The following is a 21,453-nucleotide window of genomic DNA, read 5'->3' on the forward strand; positions in this document are numbered from 1 at the left end:
TCTCAGCGGCTGAGCGTGGCGGCAATATCCGTCTGGATAATTTCGGCAAGCTCTCTTGCTGCGCGGTTTTCACCATCGCGGATGGCGCGGATCTTGGCGAATTCCTGCTGTGGCAGATCAAGCATGGCGGTGACGGTGCGTGTCGCCGCGCGCAGAACCTGGCCATCGGACACGCGCGTCAGGACGTATTTGCCGGTCATGCTCACGCGGCCGGGGAAGGGACCGTCATAGTTGTTCTTGCTCACCGAAAGGCTGGTGTCGTCAGTGACTTCCGTGGAGGTCGCGCTTGATGTGACCGTAATCTTGACGTCGTATTCCTTGCTGGTCGGGGCACCGGCTCCGCCATAGGCCAGGAAGACGAGGTGATTGCGCACTTCCTGCGTGACGCGGTCACCCGCGTCGGAGAATTCGACGGTTTGCAGCTTCTGGCGCGTGCCAGAAGCTTCGCTGTAAAGCGGACGCACCTGACATCCAGCCAGAAGACCCGCGCACACAGTGATGGATATTGCGGCGGCTATGCGGCCCCATCGGGAATAGGCATCAAACAACAATGTTCACAATCCTTTGTGGAACCACAATGATCTTCTTGGGCGCAGCACCTGAAAGAGCTGCCTTCACGGCATCCAGTTCAAGCACGGCTGCGCGCACAGCATCTTGATCCGCATCGCGCGCGATTGTCAATTCGCCACGCTTCTTCCCATTGATCTGGATGGGCATCACCACCTCATTTTCTTCAATGAGAGCGGGGACGAAGACCGGCCACGGGCTTTGCGCGACAAGGCCTTCATTGCCCAGTGCCGTCCAGCATTCTTCGGCCAGATGCGGTGTCATTGGCGCAATCAGACGCACGAGAATCTCTGCCGCATCGCGGGCAGCGGCCTTCATATCCTCGGATTTTCCGCCAGCAGCGACCTCTGCGAATGGACCGGCCAGCGTGTTGACCAGTTCGTAGATGCGGGCAATCGCCTTGTTGAAGGCAAGCTTGTCCAGATCGTCCTGCACGGCTTTGAGCGTCTTGTGGGCAGCCTTGGATACGCTGAGGCCTTCGCCCTGCGTGGCGGGTGCTGGCTTGACGGATTTCAATTCTCCCGCCGCCTCGCCGATGATGCGCCAGACGCGCTGGACGAAACGATGCGCACCTTCAACACCGGCTTCAGACCAGATCACGTCACGGTCCGGCGGGCTATCGGAAAGAACGAAGAAGCGGGCGGTATCAGCGCCGTAAGAGGCAATGATGTCGTCAGGATCGACAACGTTCTTCTTCGACTTCGACATTTTTTCAATCGAGCCGATCTGAACCTCTTCACCGCCGGACAGCAGGAAGGCGCGGCGTTTGCCATCGGTTTCCTCGATCCGGATATCGGCAGGCACGACCCATTGTCCGTTCTGGCCTTCGCCAAGACGGTATGTTTCATGCACGACCATGCCTTGCGTAAACAGCCCCTTAAAGGGCTCCTTCACGTCCACATGGCCGGTTGCCTTCATGGCGCGGGTGAAGAAGCGCGAGTAAAGCAGATGCAGGATCGCATGCTCGATGCCGCCAATATACTGATCGACCGGCAGCCAGTGACTGGCGACCTTTGGATCGGTCGGGTTTTCTTCCCAAGGTGCCGTGAAGCGGGTGAAATACCAGCTGGAATCGACGAATGTATCCATCGTGTCGGTTTCCCGGCGCGCGGCATGACCGCATTGCGGGCAGGAAACGTGGCGCCAGGTGGGGTGGCGATCCAGCGGGTTGCCCGGCACATCGAACGTTACGTCGTCGGGCAGCTTGACCGGCAGGTCCTTCTTGGGAACCGGAACGACGCCGCAGACTTCGCAATGGATGACCGGAATTGGGCAACCCCAATAGCGCTGGCGGGAAATGCCCCAGTCGCGCAGGCGGAAGTTGACCTTGCGTTCAGCCTGAGGCGCATCGCCCAGCAGGTGTGCCGAAAGCTTCGCAACAACAGCCTCAAATGCGTCCGTCGTCGTCATTCCGTTCAGGAACTGCGAATTGATCATGACGCCGTCATCAACGAACGCGGTGTCGCCAATGGCAAAGGTTTCTGCGTTCTCGCCTTCCGGCATCACGACAGGAACGACAGGCAGATCATATTTGCGTGCGAAATCCAGATCGCGCTGGTCGCCGGAGGGGCAGCCGAAGATGGCGCCTGTGCCGTAATCCATCAGCACGAAATTGGCGATGTAAACCGGCAACTCCATGGTCGGATCAAGCGGGTGAACGACCTTGACGCCAGTGTTGAGCCCACGCTTCTCGGCTGTTTCCAACGCAGCCAGCGAGGTGCCCTGACGGCGGCACTCATCGCAGAACTCGGCAATCTCGGTGCTGGTCTCAGACAGCGTTCTGGCCAGCGGATGGTCTGCTGCAATGGCCAAGAACGACGCACCGAACAATGTGTCGGGGCGCGTGGTGTAAACGGTGATATCGTCAAAACCGGCAGGGCCGGTGGAGGCAACGGTCTGCCAGCGCAAGGACAGGCCTTCCGACTTCCCAATCCAGTTCTTCTGCATCAGACGGACTTTTTCCGGCCACTGATCCAGCTGGTCCAACTCGTCCAGCAAATCCTGGCTGAAATCTGTGATACGGAAGAACCACTGTGTCAGTTCGCGCTGTTCGACCAGTGCGCCGGAGCGCCAGCCACGGCCATCGATGACCTGCTCATTGGCCAGAACGGTGTGATCGACCGGGTCCCAGTTGACCTTGGACTGCTTGCGGTAAACAAGGCCCTTTTCCATGAAATCGATGAACAGCGCCTGCTGCTTGCTGTAATATTCCACGTCGCAGGTGGCGAATTCACGGGTCCAGTCCAGAGACAGGCCCATGGATTTCAGCTGGCCGCGCATAGTGGCAATGTTCTGGTAGGTCCAGTCCTTGGGGTGGACCTTGTTCTGCATGGCGGCGTTTTCCGCAGGCATGCCGAATGCGTCCCAGCCCATGGGGTGCAGTACGTTGTAACCACGCGCGCGCTTGTAGCGTGCAACGACATCGCCCATCGCATAGTTGCGAACATGGCCCATGTGGATACGGCCCGATGGATATGGAAACATCTCGAGGACGTAATATTTCTCGCGGGTGTCGCTGTTGTCTGTCACGAAGACATTGTCTTCGTTCCATTTTTGCTGCCAGCGCGGCTCGGCGTCGCGAGGATTATAACGTTCGATGGCCATACTTCTGAAATCCGGGTATCAAGGGGAAAATTTGCGCTGACCTTCACCATGAAATAGCCTAGGCGTCAAGTTTGGCAGGGCTTTGGATGGGCGCAATGTTGGTTTACAGCGTTCAAATGGTGACAATGGTGCTTGGCATCAAGGCTTGCGGTCGCTACTGAAACCCTATCCCTGTATTGAAACGAAGGTCTGATATGGAAATCGAAGCGCGTCTTGAAGACATCACGCAGCGGATTGCGACAGTTGCCGAGAAAGCTGACCGTGAGGCTGGCAGCGTGGCGCTTGTGGCCGTTTCGAAAACCTTCGAGGCGGATACAATCCAGCTGGTGATCGATTGTGGCCAGCGCATATTCGGCGAAAACCGGGTTCAGGAAGCGCAAGGCAAGTGGCCGGGTCTCAAAGAAAAGACCAGCGGTATCGAACTGCATCTCATCGGTCCTCTGCAATCCAACAAGGCCGCCGATGCGGTTGCGCTGTTTGATGTCATCGAAACCGTGGATCGCGAGAAAATTGCTCGGGTTCTTGCGGATGAGTGCAACAAGCAGGGCAAGGCGCTTCGTTTTTACGTGCAGGTCAATACCGGCATGGAGCCACAAAAGGCGGGCATCGATCCACGTGAGACGGCTGCTTTCGTTGCCATGTGCCGGGATGAGCTGAAGCTTGATGTGGAAGGCCTGATGTGCATTCCGCCTGCGGAGGAATATCCCGGACCGCATTTCGCGCTGTTGGCAAAGCTGGCGAAGGAGTGCGGCCTGGAAAAATTGTCCATGGGCATGTCGGGTGATTTCGAGACGGCCATTGAATTCGGCGCGACAAGCGTGCGGGTCGGATCGGCGATTTTCGGCACGCGCTGAGATATTCTAACTCCTTAACGTAAAAAGCCACGGCATCGATGAGATGCCGTGGCTTTTTGTTGGGTGGCCGGGGCGCAAGCCCCTGCTATCAATCGAAGGCGATCAGCTTGTCCGTTGATGTGACGGGCTTGCCATCCACCGAAACCTCGACATTCGAGGAACCTTCGGCGCGCTTGATGGTGACTTCCCGTACCTTGCCGTCCAGCGTGATCTTTGCCGAGAAGCCATTCCAGCTCTGTGGCAGAGATGGCGTGATGTGCAGTTTGCCATCGATGCGGGTGATGCCGAGAATGCCCTCGACAGCCGCACGATAGAGCCAGCCGGCAGAACCGGTGTACCAGCTCCAGCCACCACGGCCCGCATAGGCACCTGCGCCATAGACGTCAGCCGTGACCACGTAAGGCTCGACACGGTATGTCTCGGACGATGAGCGGTCCAGTGCGTGGTTGACCGGGTTGAGCATGGAGAAGCACTTCCATGCATCTTCGCTGCGACCAAGCTTTGCCAGCGCCATCACCACCCAGGTGGCAGCATGGGTATATTGACCGCCATTTTCACGCACACCCGGCGGATAGGCCTTGATATAGCCCGGGTCCTGCGGCGAGCGGGAGAAGGGTGGGGTGAAGAGGCGGATGATGCCCGTTTCTTCATCGACAAGCTCCCGCATCACGGCATCCATGGCCTGCGTCGAGCGCTGCTCTTCACCTTCGCCAGACAGAACACTCCAGCTCTGGCCAAGCGAATCAATGCGGCATTCCTCGCTGGTGATGGATCCCAGCGGGGTGCCATCATCAAAGTAGCCACGACGATAGTACTCGCCATCCCAGCCTGCGGTTTCGAGCGCTGCACGCAGCTTGTCGCGGTGTGTCTTCCAGGCCTCGACACGGTCGAGATCACGACGTTCCTCAGCGATGTCGATGAAGTCGCGCAAGGTTCCGGCGAGGAACCAGCCGAGCCATACGCTGGTGCCCTTGCCCGCAACGCCCACGCGGTTCATGCCGTCGTTCCAGTCTCCGCCGAGGATCAGCGGCAGGCCGTTCTCGCCTGTGCGCTGAATGGCCAGGTCGAGTGCCAGTGCGGCATGCTCATAGAGGCTTGCCGATGTCTCGCTCGTTTCGGGCTGGAAGAACGCATCATGCTGTCCGGGTGTCAGAGCGGGGCCCTTGAGGAACGGAATGTTGTGCTCAAGAATGGCCTTGTCGCCCGTCGCCACGATGTACTGGTGGGTGGCATAGGCAAGCCAGACCACGTCATCGGAGATGGTCGTGCGAACGCCCGCTCCCGTCAGTGGCAGCCACCAGTGTTGCACGTCACCTTCCGCAAACTGGCGACCGGCTGCCCGCAGGATCTGTTCGCGGGCAAGTGATGGCTGGTAGAGCAGGAAGGCCAGCGTATCTTGCAGCTGATCTCGGAAACCGAACGCACCACTGGACTGATAGAAGGCCGTACGCGCCGTGATACGGCATGCAAGTGCCTGGTAAGGCAGCCAGCTGTTGACCATGTGGTTGAAGCCAGCATCGGGTGTCTCGACCTGCAACTGGCCTGTAAGGCCATTCCAGAACGCCTTGTTTTCCGCCAGAACAGCATCGAAATCAGCCGTGCGGATGTCCTTGACCAGAGCACGTGCTTCTTCAGACGTATCCGTATCACCCAGATAGAACAGGATATGACGTTCTTCGCCGGGTTTCAGGTGGATTTCCTGCATGACAGCGGCACAAGGTGCGCCATCAAGCTCGACGGTGCCGGAGAGGGCTGCGCCGGATAGGATGGCCTGCGGGGCATGGACAGATCCATAGCGACCGATGAACTCCCGCTTGCTGGTTGTGAAGCTGGTTGCCTGTTCCTGAAGTGCAAGGAACGAGGTCCGTGCGCTGTAGTCGATGCTGTACGGGTTTGATGCGAACAGTGCGCCCGTTTCCTCATCATGCGTGCTCAGAATGAACGGCGCTGATTTCTGCGTGTTGTTGCCCAAGACCCATTCAACATAGCCGTAGGTCTTGAGGCGACGGTTCTGCGTGCCGACGTTGCGGATGGTCAGGCGGGAAAGCTTGACTGGCCGTTCACGATCCACAGTCTGCGTGACTTCGATATCGAGCCCATCATCCACGCTGCGCATAACCGAGTAGCCAAGCCCGTGGCGGGTTTCGAAGACCGCATCGGGATTGCGCGACAGTGCCGCGAATGGCGAGTGGATCTTCCCGCTTTCGACATCAGCAACGTAGATCGCCTCACCGGGCCGGTTCACGACAGGATCGTTGCTCCATGGCGTGAGCTGATAGTCGCGAGAGTTGCGGCTCCAGGTAAAGCCTGCGCCTTCGGCCGAGATATGGAAGCCGAAACGCTCATTCGAGATGACGTTGATCCATGGCTGTGGTGTGGCCTGACCACCATGCAGACGCACGACATATTCATCGCCAGCCTTCGTGAAACCGCCAAAGCCGTTCCAGAAGTCCAGATCATTGGCATCTTCGACCGGCTCGCCTTGCTGGAAGGCCGGTGCGGGCAGGCGAGCCTGCGCCGATTCGCTGCCTTCTGGGCCGCGAGTGGCCGCAAAAAGAGAGACGGCGCGGTTGACCTGATCAACGATCTTGCCGTTGCGAACGTGAAGAACGACACGCGATGCGGCAAGCAGGGCGGACCATGTTTCCTCATCGATGAGGTCACGACGAACGGAGAAGACGTGCGGACGTCCGCCATCTGCCGGATTGATGCGGCGCTGCGCTTCGGAGATAAAGTCCAGCGCATGCTGCATATCCTGAGCATAGGAGGCTGCACGCTCATTGACGATAACGAGATCGAAAATGACGCCGCGTGTGCGCAGATATTCATGCGCACTCAAGGCTTCGCGGGCGATATCCATGTCCATATCGTCGTTGATGCGCAGACTGAAGATCGGGAAGTCGCCCGAGATCGCCAGCGGCCACAGCGAACGCTGCGAGGCAAGACCGGTCTTTAGCGTATCTGCATCAGCACGGAGGTGCATGTCTGGATAGACAAGATAGCGGGCCAGATGCTGGAAGGCAGCGGCTTGCTGCGATGTTACGCCAACATGGCGCATCTGCACCTGCGTGCGGGTCCAGGCGTGGACCAGCTCATGCGCAAAGGCATCCGGGTGGCGGTAGCGATCAATCGCCTTGTCGACATCTTCGCGACTTGGTGCGGCGATGGTCCAGAAGATGACGCTGACTTTCTTGCCAGCCGGAACGCGCACGACGCGGCGCAGCGACAGGATTGGATCGAGCGTAAACCCGTCCATTCCCGAAAGCGTTGCGCCCGGATCGAACGCGGCGGCTTCGCCGAGCGAACGGCCACGTCCCAAGAACTTGGCACGGTCTGTTTCGAACTCCGTCGGGCGTGCTGGGCCAGCATTGTCTGCTGCCAGATGCGCGATCACAGTGCCGGGTTCGCTCGGGCTGCGCTTGTTGCGCCATGCACGGATGACGTCACCACGCTTGCCGATTTCTGTCTGCACGAACATGCGCGAGAACAGCGGGTGCGCGTTGTCATCGTCATCATTGGCGATGACAGGTTCCAGGTAGGAGGTGACTTCAATGTAGCGATCTTCCGAACCGACATTGAGAAGTGTCACGCGACGGCCTTCAGCATCATGTTCTGTCGCAACGATGCATTCGACCACACTCTGCAGATCGCCAACCGTCTTGTGGAATTCTGCCTTGTCGTCGGTAAAGACGGTCTTGGTTTTTTCGCCCGCTGCGACGCGTGGTTCTGCTGTGGCACTCCACCAGTCGCCAGAGACCGTATCGCGCAGGAACAGGAACGTGCCCCAGCGATCTTCGGTCGGGTCTGCCTTCCAACGCGAGATCGACACGCCATTCCATCTCGAATAGCCAGCGCCCGTGGCGGTCAGCATGGTTGAGTAGTGACCGTTGGAGAGGAACACGACTTCGCGGTCGCGCAGCGCAGGATCGGCGATGGTGCGGACTTCCGCACGCAACAGATCCGCCTGTTCCTTGCCGGGCGTTTCCGGCTCGTATTTCGCGCTCATGACGGGCACTTCGCGCGGCGCTTTTTCCTGAAGCAGCAATTCTGCGGCTTCGATCACAGGATCGGCGTGGAAGAGTTCGCGCAGGATGCCGTCCATCACCACGTTGGCAACGGCTGCAATCGACATGCCGTGGTGGTGGGCGTAATAGTTGTAAACGACGGCGCAGACCTTGCCATCCGGAACGCGGGTGGGGGTAAAGTCTACGGCATCATGGAAACCGTATTTGCCGAGCGCACCCAGCGCACGCAGCTTGTCGAGGTTTTCAAGGGCGCCCTCAGGATCGTACTGCGACGCCAGGATCGACGCGTAAGGGGCGATAACAGCGTTCTGACCAAGACCACGCTTCAGGCCCAAAGTGGGCACGCCGAAGTTGGTATATTGGTAGTTCATGTTGTGGTCGCGGGCGTTGAAGGCAGCCTCGGAGATGCCCCATGGCGTACCGAGACGGCGGCCATGGTTGATCTGTTCCTTGACGATCAGATTGTTCGTCTGGTTCAGAATGCCGCCATGACGCTCCTGCATCACGAGCGGTGGCATCAGATATTCGAACATCGAGCCGGACCAGGATACCAATGCGCCCTGTGCGCCGATTGGCACGACCTGACGGCCCAGACGGTACCAATGCTCCGTTGGCAGATCGCCCTTGGCGATGGCAAACAGGCTGGTCAGGCGGCATTCGGATGCCAGTAGGTCGTAGCAGGCTTCGTCGAGTTCCTGGCTGTCCACGCGGTAGCCGATGGACAGCAGGCGGCGATCCTTGCGGTAGAGGAAGGCAAAATCCATCGAGAAGGCAAGATTACGGCTGCGTTCGCATAGCGAATTCAGGCGCTCACGCAATGGATCGATGGTGGAGAGATCAAACGCGCTGTCGGAAATATGCGCTTCGCAGCAATCCACCAGCGACTGTGCCCAGCGGGTAACTTCCGCACTCTGCCCGGATTTGACTTCGAGATCGAGATTGGACGCCAGCTTCTGGATATCACGGGCCAGCACGGCGAGATTGATGACGCGGATCGAGGCAAACTCGTGCTCGCGCTTGACAGAGGCAAGTGCGGCGGAGAAGCCGATGATGCGCTCTTCCAGACGGCGGTGCAGCGGACGAAGATTCTTGCGATCGTCCGGCAGCTCCTTCAGCGTTTCGCGCAGGATGCCCGCAACGTCGCCGATGCCGTCGAGATTGCCCTGAAGATGGGCCGATGGCGCTTCCGCCCACTGGCGGCAGGCAGAGGAGATGGCGATCAAGTGACCGGCGAGGTTACCGCTGTCGACAGCGGAAACGTAGCGTGGTCCAAGCGTCTGCAAGGTATCATTATGATACCAGTTGAACAGATGGCCGCGATATTTGTCCATCTTCTCAACCGTCTCGATGGTTTTTTCCATCCGCTCGACGGTTTCCGAGAAGCTGATCCAGCCGAACTGGCGCGCCGAAATCACAGACAGCAGATAGACGCCGATATTGGTCGGCGAGGTGCGGCTGGCAACCAGAGGCTCAGGTGTTTCCTGATAGTTATCAGGCGGCAGATAGTTCTCAGAGGATGTTACAAAGGCTTCGTAGTAGCGCCATGTCCGGCGTGCAATCTTGCGCAGCTCGCTGGAAACATGTTCCGAAACGAACAGGCGATCTTCGGTTTCCGCAGACTGGCTGACATACCAGGCAACCACCGGCGAGAAGATCCACAGCAGGGCAAAGGGTAGGCCGACCAGAAACGCGTTGTCGCCGGGGAGGCCTGCAAAGATCAGACCGAGCAGCGCGACCACGGGGGCGTGCCACATCTGGCGATAATAATCGAAGATGCTGCCCTGCGCGCTGGATTGAATGCTGGCGGCGGTGCGCCATTCCAGCATCAGCTTGCCGCTGACCAACAGGCGGTAGAGGGAACGGACGATAGCATCTGCCATCAGGCAGGCACTGTCAGCAATGAAGACGATCCGCAATGCGACCTGTGCATTGGTTGCCCGCACTTCCGACCAGAGCGTGTGGAAATGGGCCTGAGGCACAATGTCGGTGGAGCGCGGAACAAGGCCCGAAATCAGCGACAGGGTCGGGGCGACGAAAAGCGAGAAGATCAGCAGAATTTGCCAGATCAGCGCACCCAGCGGGCCCATGAAGTACCAGCCGAGAACGGATGCGACGAACCATGCAACCGGTGTCAGCGAGCGACGCAGGTTGTCGATCATCTTCCAGCGACCAATGGCGGTTACGCCGCGCTTGGGGTCCATGATGTAAGGCAGGAGCTGCCAGTCGCCACGCGCCCAGCGGTGCTGACGCGAGACTTCGACCTCATAACGCGTTGGAAAGTCTTCGACGAGTTCAACGTCTGTGACCAGTGCGCAGCGCGCGAACGAGCCTTCCAGAAGGTCATGGGACAAGACGGCGTTTTCTTCGATACGGCCCTTGAGCGCCGTTTCGAACGCGTCAACGTCATAAAGGCCCTTGCCTGTGAAAGTGCCTTCGGAGGTCAGGTCCTGGTAAACGTCCGATACGGTGAAGACGTAAGGGTCGATACCGCGATTGATGGAGAAGACGCGCTGGAAGACGGATGCGTCCTTGCCGGTGGTGAGCGACGGTGTAACGCGCGGCTGGAGCAGACCGTAACCGTGGATCACGCGGCCGGTAACAGGGTCGTGGACCGGACGGTTGATCGGGTGGTGCATCTTGCCGACGAGCTTGGTGACGGCGTCGCGCATCAGGCGGGTATCGGCATCCAGCGTCATGACGTATTTGACGTTGTCAGGCACCATGTTGGCACCGTTGAGGAAGGTCGTATCCTTGTCGCCACGCAGCAGCATGTTCAGTTCATGCAGCTTGCCGCGCTTGCGCTCCCAACCCATCCAGCAATCTTCCGCCGGATTGTAGAGGCGGCGGCGGTGGAGGAGGAAAAACCGCTTCTTGCCGTCAAATGCGTAGCGGGCGCTCAGTGCTTCGACTTCGCGCTTGGCATATTCTAGAATTTCGATGTCTTCAGGCGTCTGTTCGAACTTGGCATCGCGCCAGTCGCTGATCAGCGCGAAATAGATTTCGCCATGCGGGTTGGCGAGATAATGCACCTCGATGTTGCGGACCATTTCGTCCACGCTGTCGCGGCTGGTCAGCATGCAGGGAACGGCCAGCAGGGTGCGGGCGTCCTGCGGGATGCCTTCCTTGAACTCGTATCCAACCAGACGGAATGGTTTGACGAAGAAGGTCACGACCGTGTTGAACAGGCCGGTTGCGCCTTCGGAGGCTGGCAATGCGAACATCAGAAGGAATGCGCTCACGACATACCACGGCATGCCGGCATCAGCGAGGAACCAGCCAACCGCAGCCATGGCAAGAGCTGTCAGCACCATCACGGGCACGGCAACCGAAAGCCAGTTGAACTTGCGCATGAAACGCACAATGCGCTGCGAAACCAGCGGGTTGTAACCAATCCGGTCTTCCAGCTCCTGCCGGCGCTGGCCGATCAGGAAGCTGCCGACATTGGGGGCATGTGGGTGGACCTGATCGGACGCGGTGGTTTCCGTCACCATGTCGATGGCGGACTGCGCCACCTCGATTTCCGACTGGGGCGAACGGCGCGCCAGAAGTTCGATCGTGTTGCGGTAGGTGTTGCGCGATCCGAAATCCAGAGTGTTATAGTCGGTCTGCTCACGCAGAACCTTGTCGATATGGCTGACTTCCTCGAACCAGACCGACCATTCCGTATCATCGATTTCACGCAGGCTTCGGACGATATTGCCCATCGTCACATTGCCGGAGGCGAGGCGGTTATGCTCCGCCATCATGATGTTTTCGGCATCGGTTCCGGCGCTGCGAAGACGCTCCTCCAGCCAGTTCAGCGCAGAACCCGAGGTCTGTGAGCCGTTGCGCAGGCGATAGAGGAACTGGGTCGAGAATGTCGGATCGTCTACGAGGCCGTCAATCTGCTTGAGAAGCGCTTCGGAGGCGTCGGCATCGTTGAGGCGGATGATCTCGTCGACGACCTCATTGGCGCGCTGGCGCATGCGGCGCGAGCGCTCGACGCGGATCGAAATGCGGCGCAGGTTTTCAATCAGCACAAAGCGCAGGATGGATGGCAGCGCCCAGAGTTCGCCGATCTGGAGTGTCTTTGACGTCTGGTAGCCCTCAACCAGTGCCGTCATGCTCTCGCGTGAGATCGTGCTGTGCGTATGGGCGACATAGAGCCATGCCAGCGCCATAACCCGGGGTATCTCGACATTGCCAATTCTGACCGTCGGCAGCTGGCGGTAGAACTTGCGCGGGAAGTCGCGACGGACCTCCTGAATGGCCTCTTCAATCACATAGTGATTGTCCAGAAGCCATTCGGCAGCAGGCGTAATCGTCGCGCCATTTTCGGCGTCAACAGCCGTCGTGCGATAGACGCGCAGAATTTCCTTTTCGTTTTCACGATGGCGCGCGAAGAAATCGAACTCCATGAAGCCGGGAAGGCTATCCGCCCCGGATCTGGAGAGTTCGGCTCCAATATCCCTTAACTCTTCGATTGTGAAGTAAACGGAGCGTATCGAATCATTGTGATCGATCTGCTTTGCTTCTGAATCACGGGCGGCGGCGGTCGGGGTAATATGAAATGACATCGGGCTCGTATTCTGCACTCTGTGAGGGGCTGGTCGATCTAACCGGACTTGTTTCAGATTGCTCTTGAAGATTGAAACAGTTTGGACGCTTTATTTCTCGCTGATCCTGAACCTATGCTGAACCATCGCGAACCAGCGGCGATGTTTGCGTGACGTATTGCGACACATTATCATGGCAATTTTGGGCATGGGTGTGCACCAGGTTGAAGCAAATCAATTGCTTGGGAGGCGCAAACGGGTTTTGCGCGAGACCGCGCACCCTCTTCAAGATTCAATTTCGCATACTCCCCCAAGCGAAAAACACCTCATGCCGATCGTGTTCTATCTCGCCATGAAAAACCCCTGATGTCTACGTCTTTCTGCACGGCAGAAGGGTCGACGTTTAATGGAATGATTTCATGCACGATCTGTTCCATGCCACCGGTTTCACTTCTGTGCAAGAGGCCAGATCAGCGGCGCATGGTGGATTGTGTTTGCCCTGCCCAGCCTTACCTCGCATCGGATTTCGTGCTAGGCAACCGCATGGGCGAAACGCCTGTCACCCCATTGCCGGACTTCGAAATGACCCAGTTTAAAAATGCCGATACCGTTGCCAACCACATGCCGGATGTCATGGCAATCCGCCATCATCTGCATCGCAATCCTGAAATTGGCCTGTCGGAATTCCAGACCTCGGATTTCGTTGCGCAGAAGCTCTCGGATATGGGCTATGAGGTCACACGCGGTCTTGCGGGCACCGGCGTCGTGGCCAGCCTGCGCAATGGCACGAGCGGACGCTCGGTTGGCATTCGCGCTGATTTCGATGCACTGCCGATTGTTGAAGAGACGGGGGCGGACTATGCCAGCCTCAATCCGGGCGTGATGCACGCCTGTGGCCATGACGGGCACACGGCCATGCTGTTGGGTGCGGCGAAGATCATTGCCGAGCGCCGTAATTTCGATGGCACGTTGCATCTCATTTTCCAGCCTGCGGAGGAAAATTTCGGCGGGGCGCGGATGATGATCGAGGACGGGCTTTTCGAGCGTTTCCCCTGCGATGCGGTGTTTGCGCTTCACAATGAGCCCGGCTTGCCATTCGGGCAATTCGTGCTTCGGGATGGGCCGATCATGGCTGCGGTGGATGAGTGCAAGATCACGGTCAATGGTTTTGGCGGCCATGGCGCGGAGCCGCAAAGTGCTCTCGACCCGATCGTTGCCGGTGCCAGCATCATTATGGCGTTGCAAACAATTTCGTCTCGCAACATTCACCCCATGACACCAACCGTGGTGACGGTGGGTGCGTTTCACGCCGGTGTCGCCAGCAATGTTATTCCAGAGACAGCCGAAATGTTGTTGACGATCCGCTCATTCGACCCGTCTGCCCGCGACGAGTTGGAAAGACGGATCAGGCTGATTGCTGAAGGACAGGCAGCGAGCTATGGCATGAGCGTGACGCTGGACTATCAGCGGGGTTATAACCCCACCGTCAACCACACAGCTGAGACGGCTTATATCGCGGATCTCGCAACCCGCTTTGCAGGTGCGCCGAATGTTGCGGAGATGCAGCGTCCCAGCATGGGTGCAGAAGACTTTGGCTATATGCTTGAAGAGAGGCCGGGGGCTTATTTCTTCCTCGGCACGAAGCGCACCGAGAACGACCCTCCGCTGCATCATCCAAAGTACGATTTCAATGATGACATATTGCCCATCGGCACTGCGTTCTGGGTTGAACTGGCTGAAGATTATTTGAAAAGCCGGTAATGGCGGGAGTGGAGATCAGCCAATGACCCCGCAAATAACCGCAGCGACGAAAGCGAAGCACAGGCCAGCGATGACGGCGTGAACGGCGGACTTCCAGCTCCATACGGATGCAGGCGACGGCGTGAAATCTTTGATTTTTCCGGCTTTGGAATAAGACATCGAACCCTCCCTTGGATGACATTTGGCCGAAGCGGCAAGTGTTCAGGCTATGACTTAGTCTATCTTTGTTCCGGGCAGTCTTTGCAGAGACAGATTTTCGTATGTCGAGGCAATTGTAAAAAATACCTATCGTCACAAGCCTCCAAACTCGTGACGAACTGCCAATTGCCAGGACATAACGTGCAACAGGGCGTCCGGTTCAATGGATGCCCTGATGGACGTAATGTTGCCGGAGGGGCGTTGTTTGGTCAGTCCGCAAAGCGCGCGAGTGCTGCAGCCATGACGGCTGGATCTACATTGCCGCCGGATGCGACGGCGATGACCGTGTCCGCGTCGATTTCATCGCCTCGAAAAAGGGCCGCAGCCAGTGCAACGGCACCGCCGGGTTCGATCACGACCTTCAATCGCAGAAAGGCGAGCACCATGGCTCTGAGTGCTTCGTCTTCGGTCACGGCCATTCCCTTGCCGCAACGCCCGGTCATGATTGGAAAGGTTATGTTGCCCGGTTGGGGTGTGATGATGGCGTCGCAGATCGAGCCCGAAAGGGCTTCGTTGCGCTCGATCTTTCCTGAAGCCAGAGAGCGGGCCACATCGTCGAATTTCTCAGGCTCGCAGGTTCTGACGGTGTAGTGCGGCGCCTTTGCTTCCAGCGCCAGCGCGATGCCGGATGTCAGGCCGCCACCGCCGCAGGGAACAAGCACGTCGGCTGTCTCGATGCCATGTTCGCGCCCCTGCTCGGCAATTTCCAGTCCCACGGTTCCCTGACCTGCAATGACCAGAGGCTCGTCAAAAGGCTTGATCAGGGTCAGGCCGCGTTCTTCAGCGAGTTTTGCGCCGATGGCGTCGCGGTCGTCCTTGGCGCGGTCGAACAGAACGACTTCGGCTCCGTAAGCTCGCGTATTGTCAATTTTGATCTTCGGCGCATCCTGCGGCATGATGATGACGGAGGGCACGCCGTGCAATGCAGCCGCGAGTGCGACCCCTTGCGCATGATTGCCGGATGAAAAGGCGATCACGCCCCGCTTGCGCACATCTGGCGTGAGGGCCGATACCGCCGACCAGCCACCACGAAATTTGAAAGAGCCTGTCCGTTGCAAGCATTCGGCCTTCACGAAAATCTTTCGACCGGCGATGTCATCCAGAAAGGGCGATGATAAAAAGGGTGTGCGGCTTGCTTCATCGCCAATGCGCTGGCGGGCCGCTTCAATCATCGCAATGTCTGTCACGCTATCCTCATCGGCATGTCATTCGGCCCCGCTCAAGCGGTATCGTCTTGGCCGAGAAAGTCCCCGGCGACGCCGAGGACTTGTGGCAAAATTTCGTTTCAAGCCAGCGTATAAGCTGTCTTCACCGTTGTGAAGAACTCGCTGGCATATTTTCCCTGCTCGCGTGGGCCGAAGGACGATGCCTTGCGACCACCAAACGGAACGTGGAAATCAACGCCCGCAGTTGGCAGGTTGACCATGACCATGCCAGCCTCTGCATTGCGCTTGAAGTGCGTTGCGTGCTTGAGGCTTGTCGTGGCAATGCCGGATGACAGGCCGAATGGCGTGTCGTTGGCGGCAGCAAGCGCCTCGTCATAGTTCTTGACGCGGATGACAGCGACGACAGGTCCGAAGATTTCTTCCTGGGAAATGCGCATGCTGTTTGTCGCTTCGGTAAATAGCGCGGGCTGAAGGAAGAAGCCGGGTGTTTCGCACTTGACGAGTTCGCCGCCGAAGGCAAGCTTTGCGCCTTCCTGCTTGCCGATTTCGATGTAATCGGTGTCCTGCTTCAGCTGCTTTTCGTCAACGACGGGACCAACATGGGTGTTCTTGTCCAGCGCGTTGCCGACATTGATTTTCTTCAGACGCTCCGTGAGGGCTGCGACGAACTTGTCATGAATGCCTTCTGTAACAATGAGGCGCGAAGACGCGGTGCAGCGCTGTCCGGTGGAGTAGAAGCCGGAATTCGCAGCGGCTTCGACAGCGACATCCAGATCCGCGTCATCAAGAACGACGAAGGGGTTCTTGCCGCCCATTTCTAGCTGGAATTTGCGGTTGAAGGGCAGGGAAGATGCCGCAACGCGCTGGCCTGTGCCAGTGGAGCCGGTAAAGGTGATGCCAGCCAGATGCGGGCTGTCGAGCATGGCCTGACCAACGACCGAGCCACGACCCATGACGAGGTTCAAGACGCCCTTTGGCAGGCCCGCACGGTGCAGAATATCGACGATGGCCCACGCGCAGCCCGGTACCAGATCTGCAGGCTTGAAGACGATGGTGTTGCCATAGCAAAGGGCGGGAGCGATTTTCCAGGCGGGAATGGCAATCGGGAAGTTCCACGGCGTGATGATGCCGATAACGCCGAGCGGCTCGCGGGTGACTTCGACGCCGATATTGGGGCGGGCAGACGGAATGACTTCGCCCGCAAGGCGCAGGGCCTCGCCTGCAAAAAAGTCGAAAATCTGGGCGGCGCGGATGGTTTCACCGATGCCCTCAGCAAGAACCTTGCCCTCTTCGCGAGCCAGCAATGCGCCGAGTTCTTCCTTGCGCGCGAGGATTTCGTCGGCGGTCTTTTTCAGGATTGCGTGACGTTCCAGAATGCCGGAACGCGACCATGCGGGAAACGCGGCCTTGGCCGCGGCGATGGCCTGCTTTGCTTCTTCTGCACCGGCTTGCGCGTAAACACCGACGACTTCGTTGGTGTCAGATGGATTGATGTTTTTAGATCCGTCGGATCCGACCCATTCGCCATTGATAAGGTTCTGATGGATTGTCATGAACATGCTCCTTTGCAAACAGGGGCCGCACCCATTTGCGCCGCCTGCTTTGTGATTGACCTTTGACACCATGGAAGATGCCGCCGCACCTTGCGATGCTGCTAAAAATCTCGGTTACCTTACGTCATAATATGACTGGATAAAAGTCACCATATGACTGGCCGCCGGTTAATTCTGTTCGGATCGCTAGTGTTGTCGATTGTTCAGCTTCTCCAGGTGAAGAAGAATTCCGCTATGGTCGATATCGGCGCCGCCATCATTCACGAAGTCATCGAAAGCCTGCGTCACCTGCTGCGTCAAAGGCAATTCCAGCGACAGATCTTTCGCCGTGGCCAGTACGCCGTTGAGATCTTTCAGCTGAAACTTGGATGGTCCTCCCGGCACGAAATCGCGTTTGACCATGCGCTCGCCATGGAGTTCGAGAATCCGGCTTTCCGCAAAACCGCCGCGAATGGCGTTGCGAAATCCCTCACGCGAGGCTCCGCCCGCTTCCACCAGCATCATGGCTTCCGCGACGGCACCAATGGTAATGGCGACGATCTGCTGGTTGGCCAGTTTGCAGAGCTGCCCGGCACCGGACGGGCCGACATAGGTCAATCTGCCCATGGCGGCAAAGACGTGCGAGAGCCCTGAAATTACGGCCTCATCGCCGCCGGCCATGATCGCAAGTGTCCCGGCTTTTGCCCCGACCACACCACCCGATACGGGCGCATCGATATGGTGGATGCCGAGCGCTTCAAGCTGCTTTGAGTGGTCGCGCGCGATGGGTGGAGCAATCGAGCTGCTGTCAATCACGACTGCATTCTTTTCAAGGGCTGCGGCAATGCCCGCGTTAAACAGCATGTCGCCGACCGCGTTGCCATCGCTCAACATGGTGATGACGATATCAGCACCTTTTGCGGCGTCTGCTGGTGAAGATGCTAGAACTGCGCCATAGGCGACCAGCGCCTGCGCTTTCTCGATGCTTCGGTTCCAGACCCTGATGCTGAAGCCGGCCTTGAGCAAATTGTGGGCCATCGGGCCACCCATCAGTCCGGTGCCGATGAAGGCGATGATGGGGTTAGTTTTATGATCCATGTCGGTTTTCCTCCGGGCCGCCAGTGTGCACATTTTGGCTGCCGCCGAAAGGGCGGATCATGCCCCGAACAGACCTCTCCGACCGTCGGCAAGCTTTGCTTTTCATACCCAATGCGATGGAAAAATCATGCCGAAACAGAAGACGCCCGGGAGGCCGTTCGCTCCCCGGGCGTCGTTTGTCACAATATTTCCAATGTTTTAAGCGGCAGGCGCCTTGTTCTGCCTGTTTTCGATCAGGTCATCCACGACGGCAGGATCAGCCAGCGTGGATGTGTCGCCCAATGCTGAGAAATCATCCTCGGCGATCTTGCGAAGAATGCGGCGCATGATCTTGCCCGAGCGTGTCTTCGGCAGGCCCGGCGAGAACTGGATCTTGTCGGGGGTTGCCACGGGACCAATCTCGTTACGCACATGCTTGATCAGCTCTTCGCGAAGCGCATCGTCGCCCGTCTTACCAGCCATCAAGGTGACATAGCAGTAGATGCCCTGACCCTTGATCGTGTGGGGATATCCAACAACCGCAGCCTCCGAGACGAGGTTGTGGGACACAAGTGCCGATTCGACCTCGGCTGTGCCCAGCCGGTGGCCGGAAACGTTCAGCACGTCATCCACGCGGCCTGTGATCCAGTAATAGCCGTCTTCATCGCGTCGGCAGCCGTCGCCCGTGAAATATTTCCCCTTATAGGTGGAGAAATAGGTTTCGATAAAGCGCTGATGGTCGCCATAGACCGTGCGCGATTGCCCCGGCCAGCTGTCGATGATGCAAAGATTGCCGTCTGCGGCACCTTCCAGCACTTTTCCCTCGGCATCGACCAGTTGCGGCTGCACACCGAAGAAGGGCCGCGTGGCCGAGCCTGGCTTGAGATCAGTGGCGCCGGGCAGCGGCGTGATCAGAATGCCCCCGGTCTCTGTCTGCCACCATGTATCGACAATCGGGCTCTTGTCTTCGCCCACCACATGGTAATACCATTCCCAGGCTTCCGGATTGATGGGTTCACCCACCGTGCCGAGCAACCGCAGGCTGGAGCGCGACGAGCGTTTGACGAAGTCGTCGCCCGCACCCATCAAAGAGCGCAGCGCTGTTGGGGCCGTATAGAAAATATTGACCTGATGCTTATCGATGACCTCCCAGAAGCGTCCCTGATCCGGGAAGTTCGGCACGCCTTCGAACATCAGGGTGGTGGCGCCATTGGCCAGTGGTCCGTAGACGATGTAGGAGTGACCCGTGACCCAGCCGACATCGGCCGTGCACCAATAGACCTCGCCGTCCTGATAGTCGAAAACATATTCATGCGTCATGGACACATAGACGAGATAGCCGCCCGTTGTGTGCAGCACGCCCTTGGGTTTGCCGGTTGAGCCTGAGGTGTAGAGAATGAAAAGCGGGTCTTCCGCCTTCATCTTTGCCGGTTCGCAATGGGGTTTTACGCTGGCGACTTCCTGGTGGTACCAAAGGTCGCGGCCCGGTGCCCAGTTCGTCTTGCCGCCGGTGCGGCGCACAACCAGAACCTTGTTGACGATGATGTGCTGCTTGGCGGCAATGTGAATTGCCTTGTCGGTGTTTTCCTTCAGCGGAATGGGCTTGCCGCCGCGCACGCCCTCATCGCAGGTAATGACGAAGGTTGATTCGCAGTCGACGATTCGACCGGCAAGCGCATCCGGCGAAAAGCCGCCGAAGACCACGGAATGGACAGCGCCGATACGGGCACAGGCCAGCATGGCATAGGTCGCTTCGGGGATCATCGGCATGTAGATGGTCACGCGGTCGCCCTTCTTCACGCCATGCTTTTTCAGCACGTTTGCCATTCGGCAGACCGCATCATAGAGCTGATTATAGGTGATTTTCTTGTCGATATACGGGTTGTCGCCTTCCCAGATGATCGCGGTGCGCTCGCCATGGGTCTTGAGGTGGCGGTCAATGCAATTGTAGGAGACGTTGGTCAGGCCGTCCTCGTACCATTTGATCGGGATTTTGCCTTTGAAAGACGTATTCTTGACCTTTGTGTAGGGCTTGAACCAGTCTATCCGCTTGCCGTGCTTTCCCCAGAAGGCATCAGGATCTTCCACGCTATGCTCGTACCATTTCAGATAACGGTCATTATCGACAAGCGTGCGTGTTTTTGCAGATTTCAGAACCGGATAGATTTTAGCAGACATGAATTCCTCCCAGGCTGCTCGCGTCTTTACAGGCACCGGAGACTCCGTTCTCCAGTCATGTGCCAGATTCATAGCAGTTCGCTGACATCCGGCAATTAGACAAAGGTCATTTGTCGCGCAAAGAATTGCATTTCTGATGCAATCCAGTTATAGACCGCTGATATCCCGGAAATTAGTGGTTAATCTCCACGGCCCGCGCCACCGGAGCGGACGGACAGAAGGACTGTATCTATGGCTCAAACATTGCTTATGCCGAAAGCGACGGCCGTCTGGCTGGTGGACAACACAGCGCTGTCATTTGAACAGATCGCTACGTTCTGCAAGCTGCATCCGCTTGAGGTCAAGGCAATCGCCGATGGCGAAGCCGCGCAGGGCATCAAGGGTCTCGACCCTATTTCCACCGGCCAGCTTTCTCGCGATGAAATCGCGAAGGCGGAATCCAACCCGAATCACAAGATCAAGCTTTCCGAGCCGAAGGTTCGCGTGCCTGAATCCAAGCGCCGCGGACCGCGTTACACGCCCGTTTCCAAGCGTCAGGATCGCCCCAACGCCATTCTCTGGCTGGTGCGCAACCACGCGGAACTGAAGGATGCGCAGATCTCGCGCCTCGTCGGCACCACCAAGTCCACAATCGAACAGATCCGTGACCGCAGCCACTGGAACTCGGCCAACCTGACACCGATGGATCCAGTCACGCTTGGCCTTTGCAGCCAGATCGATCTCGACCTTGAGGTTGAGCGCGCATCTCGCGGACGTCCTCTGCCAACGCAGGAAGAGCTTGACGCGACATTGCAGCCAGCCGCTGCAACGGAAGGTCTTGGCTACAAATACGAGCGTGAGGAAGAAAAAGAAATCGACCACAACGCCGTCTTTGCCAAGCTTAACTCTCTCAAATCGACCCGCAAGGACGATGAGGAAGACGAGACCTACTGATCGATTGATCGCCAAACCATACG

11 protein-coding genes are annotated in these 21,453 nt (G+C 58.1%); 3 read left to right on the forward strand and 8 right to left on the reverse strand.

From position 1 onward, the window contains the following. Nucleotides 1-2 precede the first annotated feature (2 nt). Nucleotides 3-551, reverse strand: a complete 549-nt coding sequence (locus IFT53_RS13320) for a hypothetical protein (protein ID WP_244656320.1) — start codon at nt 549-551, stop codon at nt 3-5. Beyond that, nucleotides 541-3,171 (reverse strand): leucine--tRNA ligase, encoded by a 2,631-nt coding sequence (gene leuS, locus IFT53_RS13325; protein ID WP_192065278.1) that lies wholly within the window; start codon nt 3,169-3,171, stop codon nt 541-543. Before leuS ends, IFT53_RS13320 begins: the two co-directional genes overlap by 11 nt. A 194-nt stretch (nt 3,172-3,365) precedes the next feature. Between leuS and IFT53_RS13330 the strand changes: the two genes are divergently transcribed. Then, a complete protein-coding gene (locus tag IFT53_RS13330) occupies nt 3,366-4,025 on the forward strand; it encodes a YggS family pyridoxal phosphate-dependent enzyme (protein WP_192065280.1) in 660 nt (219 codons plus the stop codon). An 88-nt stretch (nt 4,026-4,113) separates the two neighbouring features. Here IFT53_RS13330 and IFT53_RS13335 read toward each other — a convergent pair whose 3' ends face one another. Next, a complete protein-coding gene (locus tag IFT53_RS13335) occupies nt 4,114-12,606 on the reverse strand; it encodes a GH36-type glycosyl hydrolase domain-containing protein (RefSeq protein ID WP_192065281.1) in 8,493 nt (2,830 codons plus the stop codon). A gap of 561 nt (nt 12,607-13,167) precedes the next feature. On the opposite strand from IFT53_RS13335, the gene IFT53_RS13340 reads away from it, so the two are divergent. Next, on the forward strand, nt 13,168-14,346 hold the full coding sequence (locus tag IFT53_RS13340; protein WP_446737677.1) for a M20 aminoacylase family protein: 1,179 nt from the start codon (nt 13,168-13,170) through the stop codon (nt 14,344-14,346). Between the two features lie 15 nt (nt 14,347-14,361). On the opposite strand, the gene IFT53_RS13345 is transcribed toward IFT53_RS13340, so the two are convergent. The 5 genes from IFT53_RS13345 to acs form a co-directional block, all read right to left on the reverse strand. Continuing rightward, nucleotides 14,362-14,505: a hypothetical protein gene (locus IFT53_RS13345; protein ID WP_042615568.1), complete on the reverse strand. Its 144-nt coding sequence runs from the start codon at nt 14,503-14,505 to the stop codon at nt 14,362-14,364. Between the two features lie 248 nt (nt 14,506-14,753). Next, nucleotides 14,754-15,731, reverse strand: coding sequence for a pyridoxal-phosphate dependent enzyme (locus tag IFT53_RS13350; protein WP_192065283.1), 978 nt, complete (start codon nt 15,729-15,731; stop codon nt 14,754-14,756). A 98-nt stretch (nt 15,732-15,829) separates the two neighbouring features. Further along, the gene (locus IFT53_RS13355; RefSeq protein WP_192065285.1) at nt 15,830-17,263 is read right to left on the reverse strand and encodes an aldehyde dehydrogenase family protein; all 1,434 of its coding nucleotides are present in this window, start codon (nt 17,261-17,263) and stop codon (nt 15,830-15,832) included. A 186-nt stretch (nt 17,264-17,449) separates the two neighbouring features. After that, entirely contained in the window at nt 17,450-18,340 is an 891-nt protein-coding gene (locus IFT53_RS13360; protein ID WP_192065287.1) for an NAD(P)-dependent oxidoreductase, read from the reverse strand. Nucleotides 18,341-18,538: 198 nt separating this feature from the next. Beyond that, the gene (gene acs, locus IFT53_RS13365) at nt 18,539-20,497 is read right to left on the reverse strand and encodes an acetate--CoA ligase (protein WP_192065288.1); all 1,959 of its coding nucleotides are present in this window, start codon (nt 20,495-20,497) and stop codon (nt 18,539-18,541) included. 231 nt (nt 20,498-20,728) lie between these two features. Here acs and IFT53_RS13370 point away from each other — a divergent pair, with 231 nt between their 5' ends. Next, nucleotides 20,729-21,430, forward strand: a complete 702-nt coding sequence (locus IFT53_RS13370) for a DUF1013 domain-containing protein (protein WP_042615562.1) — start codon at nt 20,729-20,731, stop codon at nt 21,428-21,430. Nucleotides 21,431-21,453: the final 23 nt, after the last annotated feature.

It is taken from the genome of Rhizobium sp. CFBP 13644 (assembly GCF_014842165.1).
Lineage (GTDB): Bacteria > Pseudomonadota > Alphaproteobacteria > Rhizobiales > Rhizobiaceae > Agrobacterium > Agrobacterium tumefaciens_C.

Excerpts from the sequence above, each read along its gene's own strand:
- IFT53_RS13370 (WP_042615562.1), top strand. The coding sequence starts at position 20,729 with ATGGCTCAAACATTGCTTATGCCGAAAGCGACGGCCGTCTGGCTGGTG.
- IFT53_RS13345 (WP_042615568.1), bottom strand. The coding sequence starts at position 14,505 with ATGTCTTATTCCAAAGCCGGAAAAATCAAAGATTTCACGCCGTCGCCT.
- acs (WP_192065288.1), bottom strand. The coding sequence starts at position 20,497 with ATGTCTGCTAAAATCTATCCGGTTCTGAAATCTGCAAAAACACGCACG.
- IFT53_RS13355 (WP_192065285.1), bottom strand. The coding sequence starts at position 17,263 with ATGACAATCCATCAGAACCTTATCAATGGCGAATGGGTCGGATCCGAC.
- IFT53_RS13335 (WP_192065281.1), bottom strand. The coding sequence starts at position 12,606 with ATGTCATTTCATATTACCCCGACCGCCGCCGCCCGTGATTCAGAAGCA.
- leuS (WP_192065278.1), bottom strand. The coding sequence starts at position 3,171 with ATGGCCATCGAACGTTATAATCCTCGCGACGCCGAGCCGCGCTGGCAG.
- IFT53_RS13340 (WP_446737677.1), top strand. The coding sequence starts at position 13,168 with ATGACCCAGTTTAAAAATGCCGATACCGTTGCCAACCACATGCCGGAT.
- IFT53_RS13360 (WP_192065287.1), bottom strand. The coding sequence starts at position 18,340 with ATGGATCATAAAACTAACCCCATCATCGCCTTCATCGGCACCGGACTG.
- IFT53_RS13330 (WP_192065280.1), top strand. The coding sequence starts at position 3,366 with ATGGAAATCGAAGCGCGTCTTGAAGACATCACGCAGCGGATTGCGACA.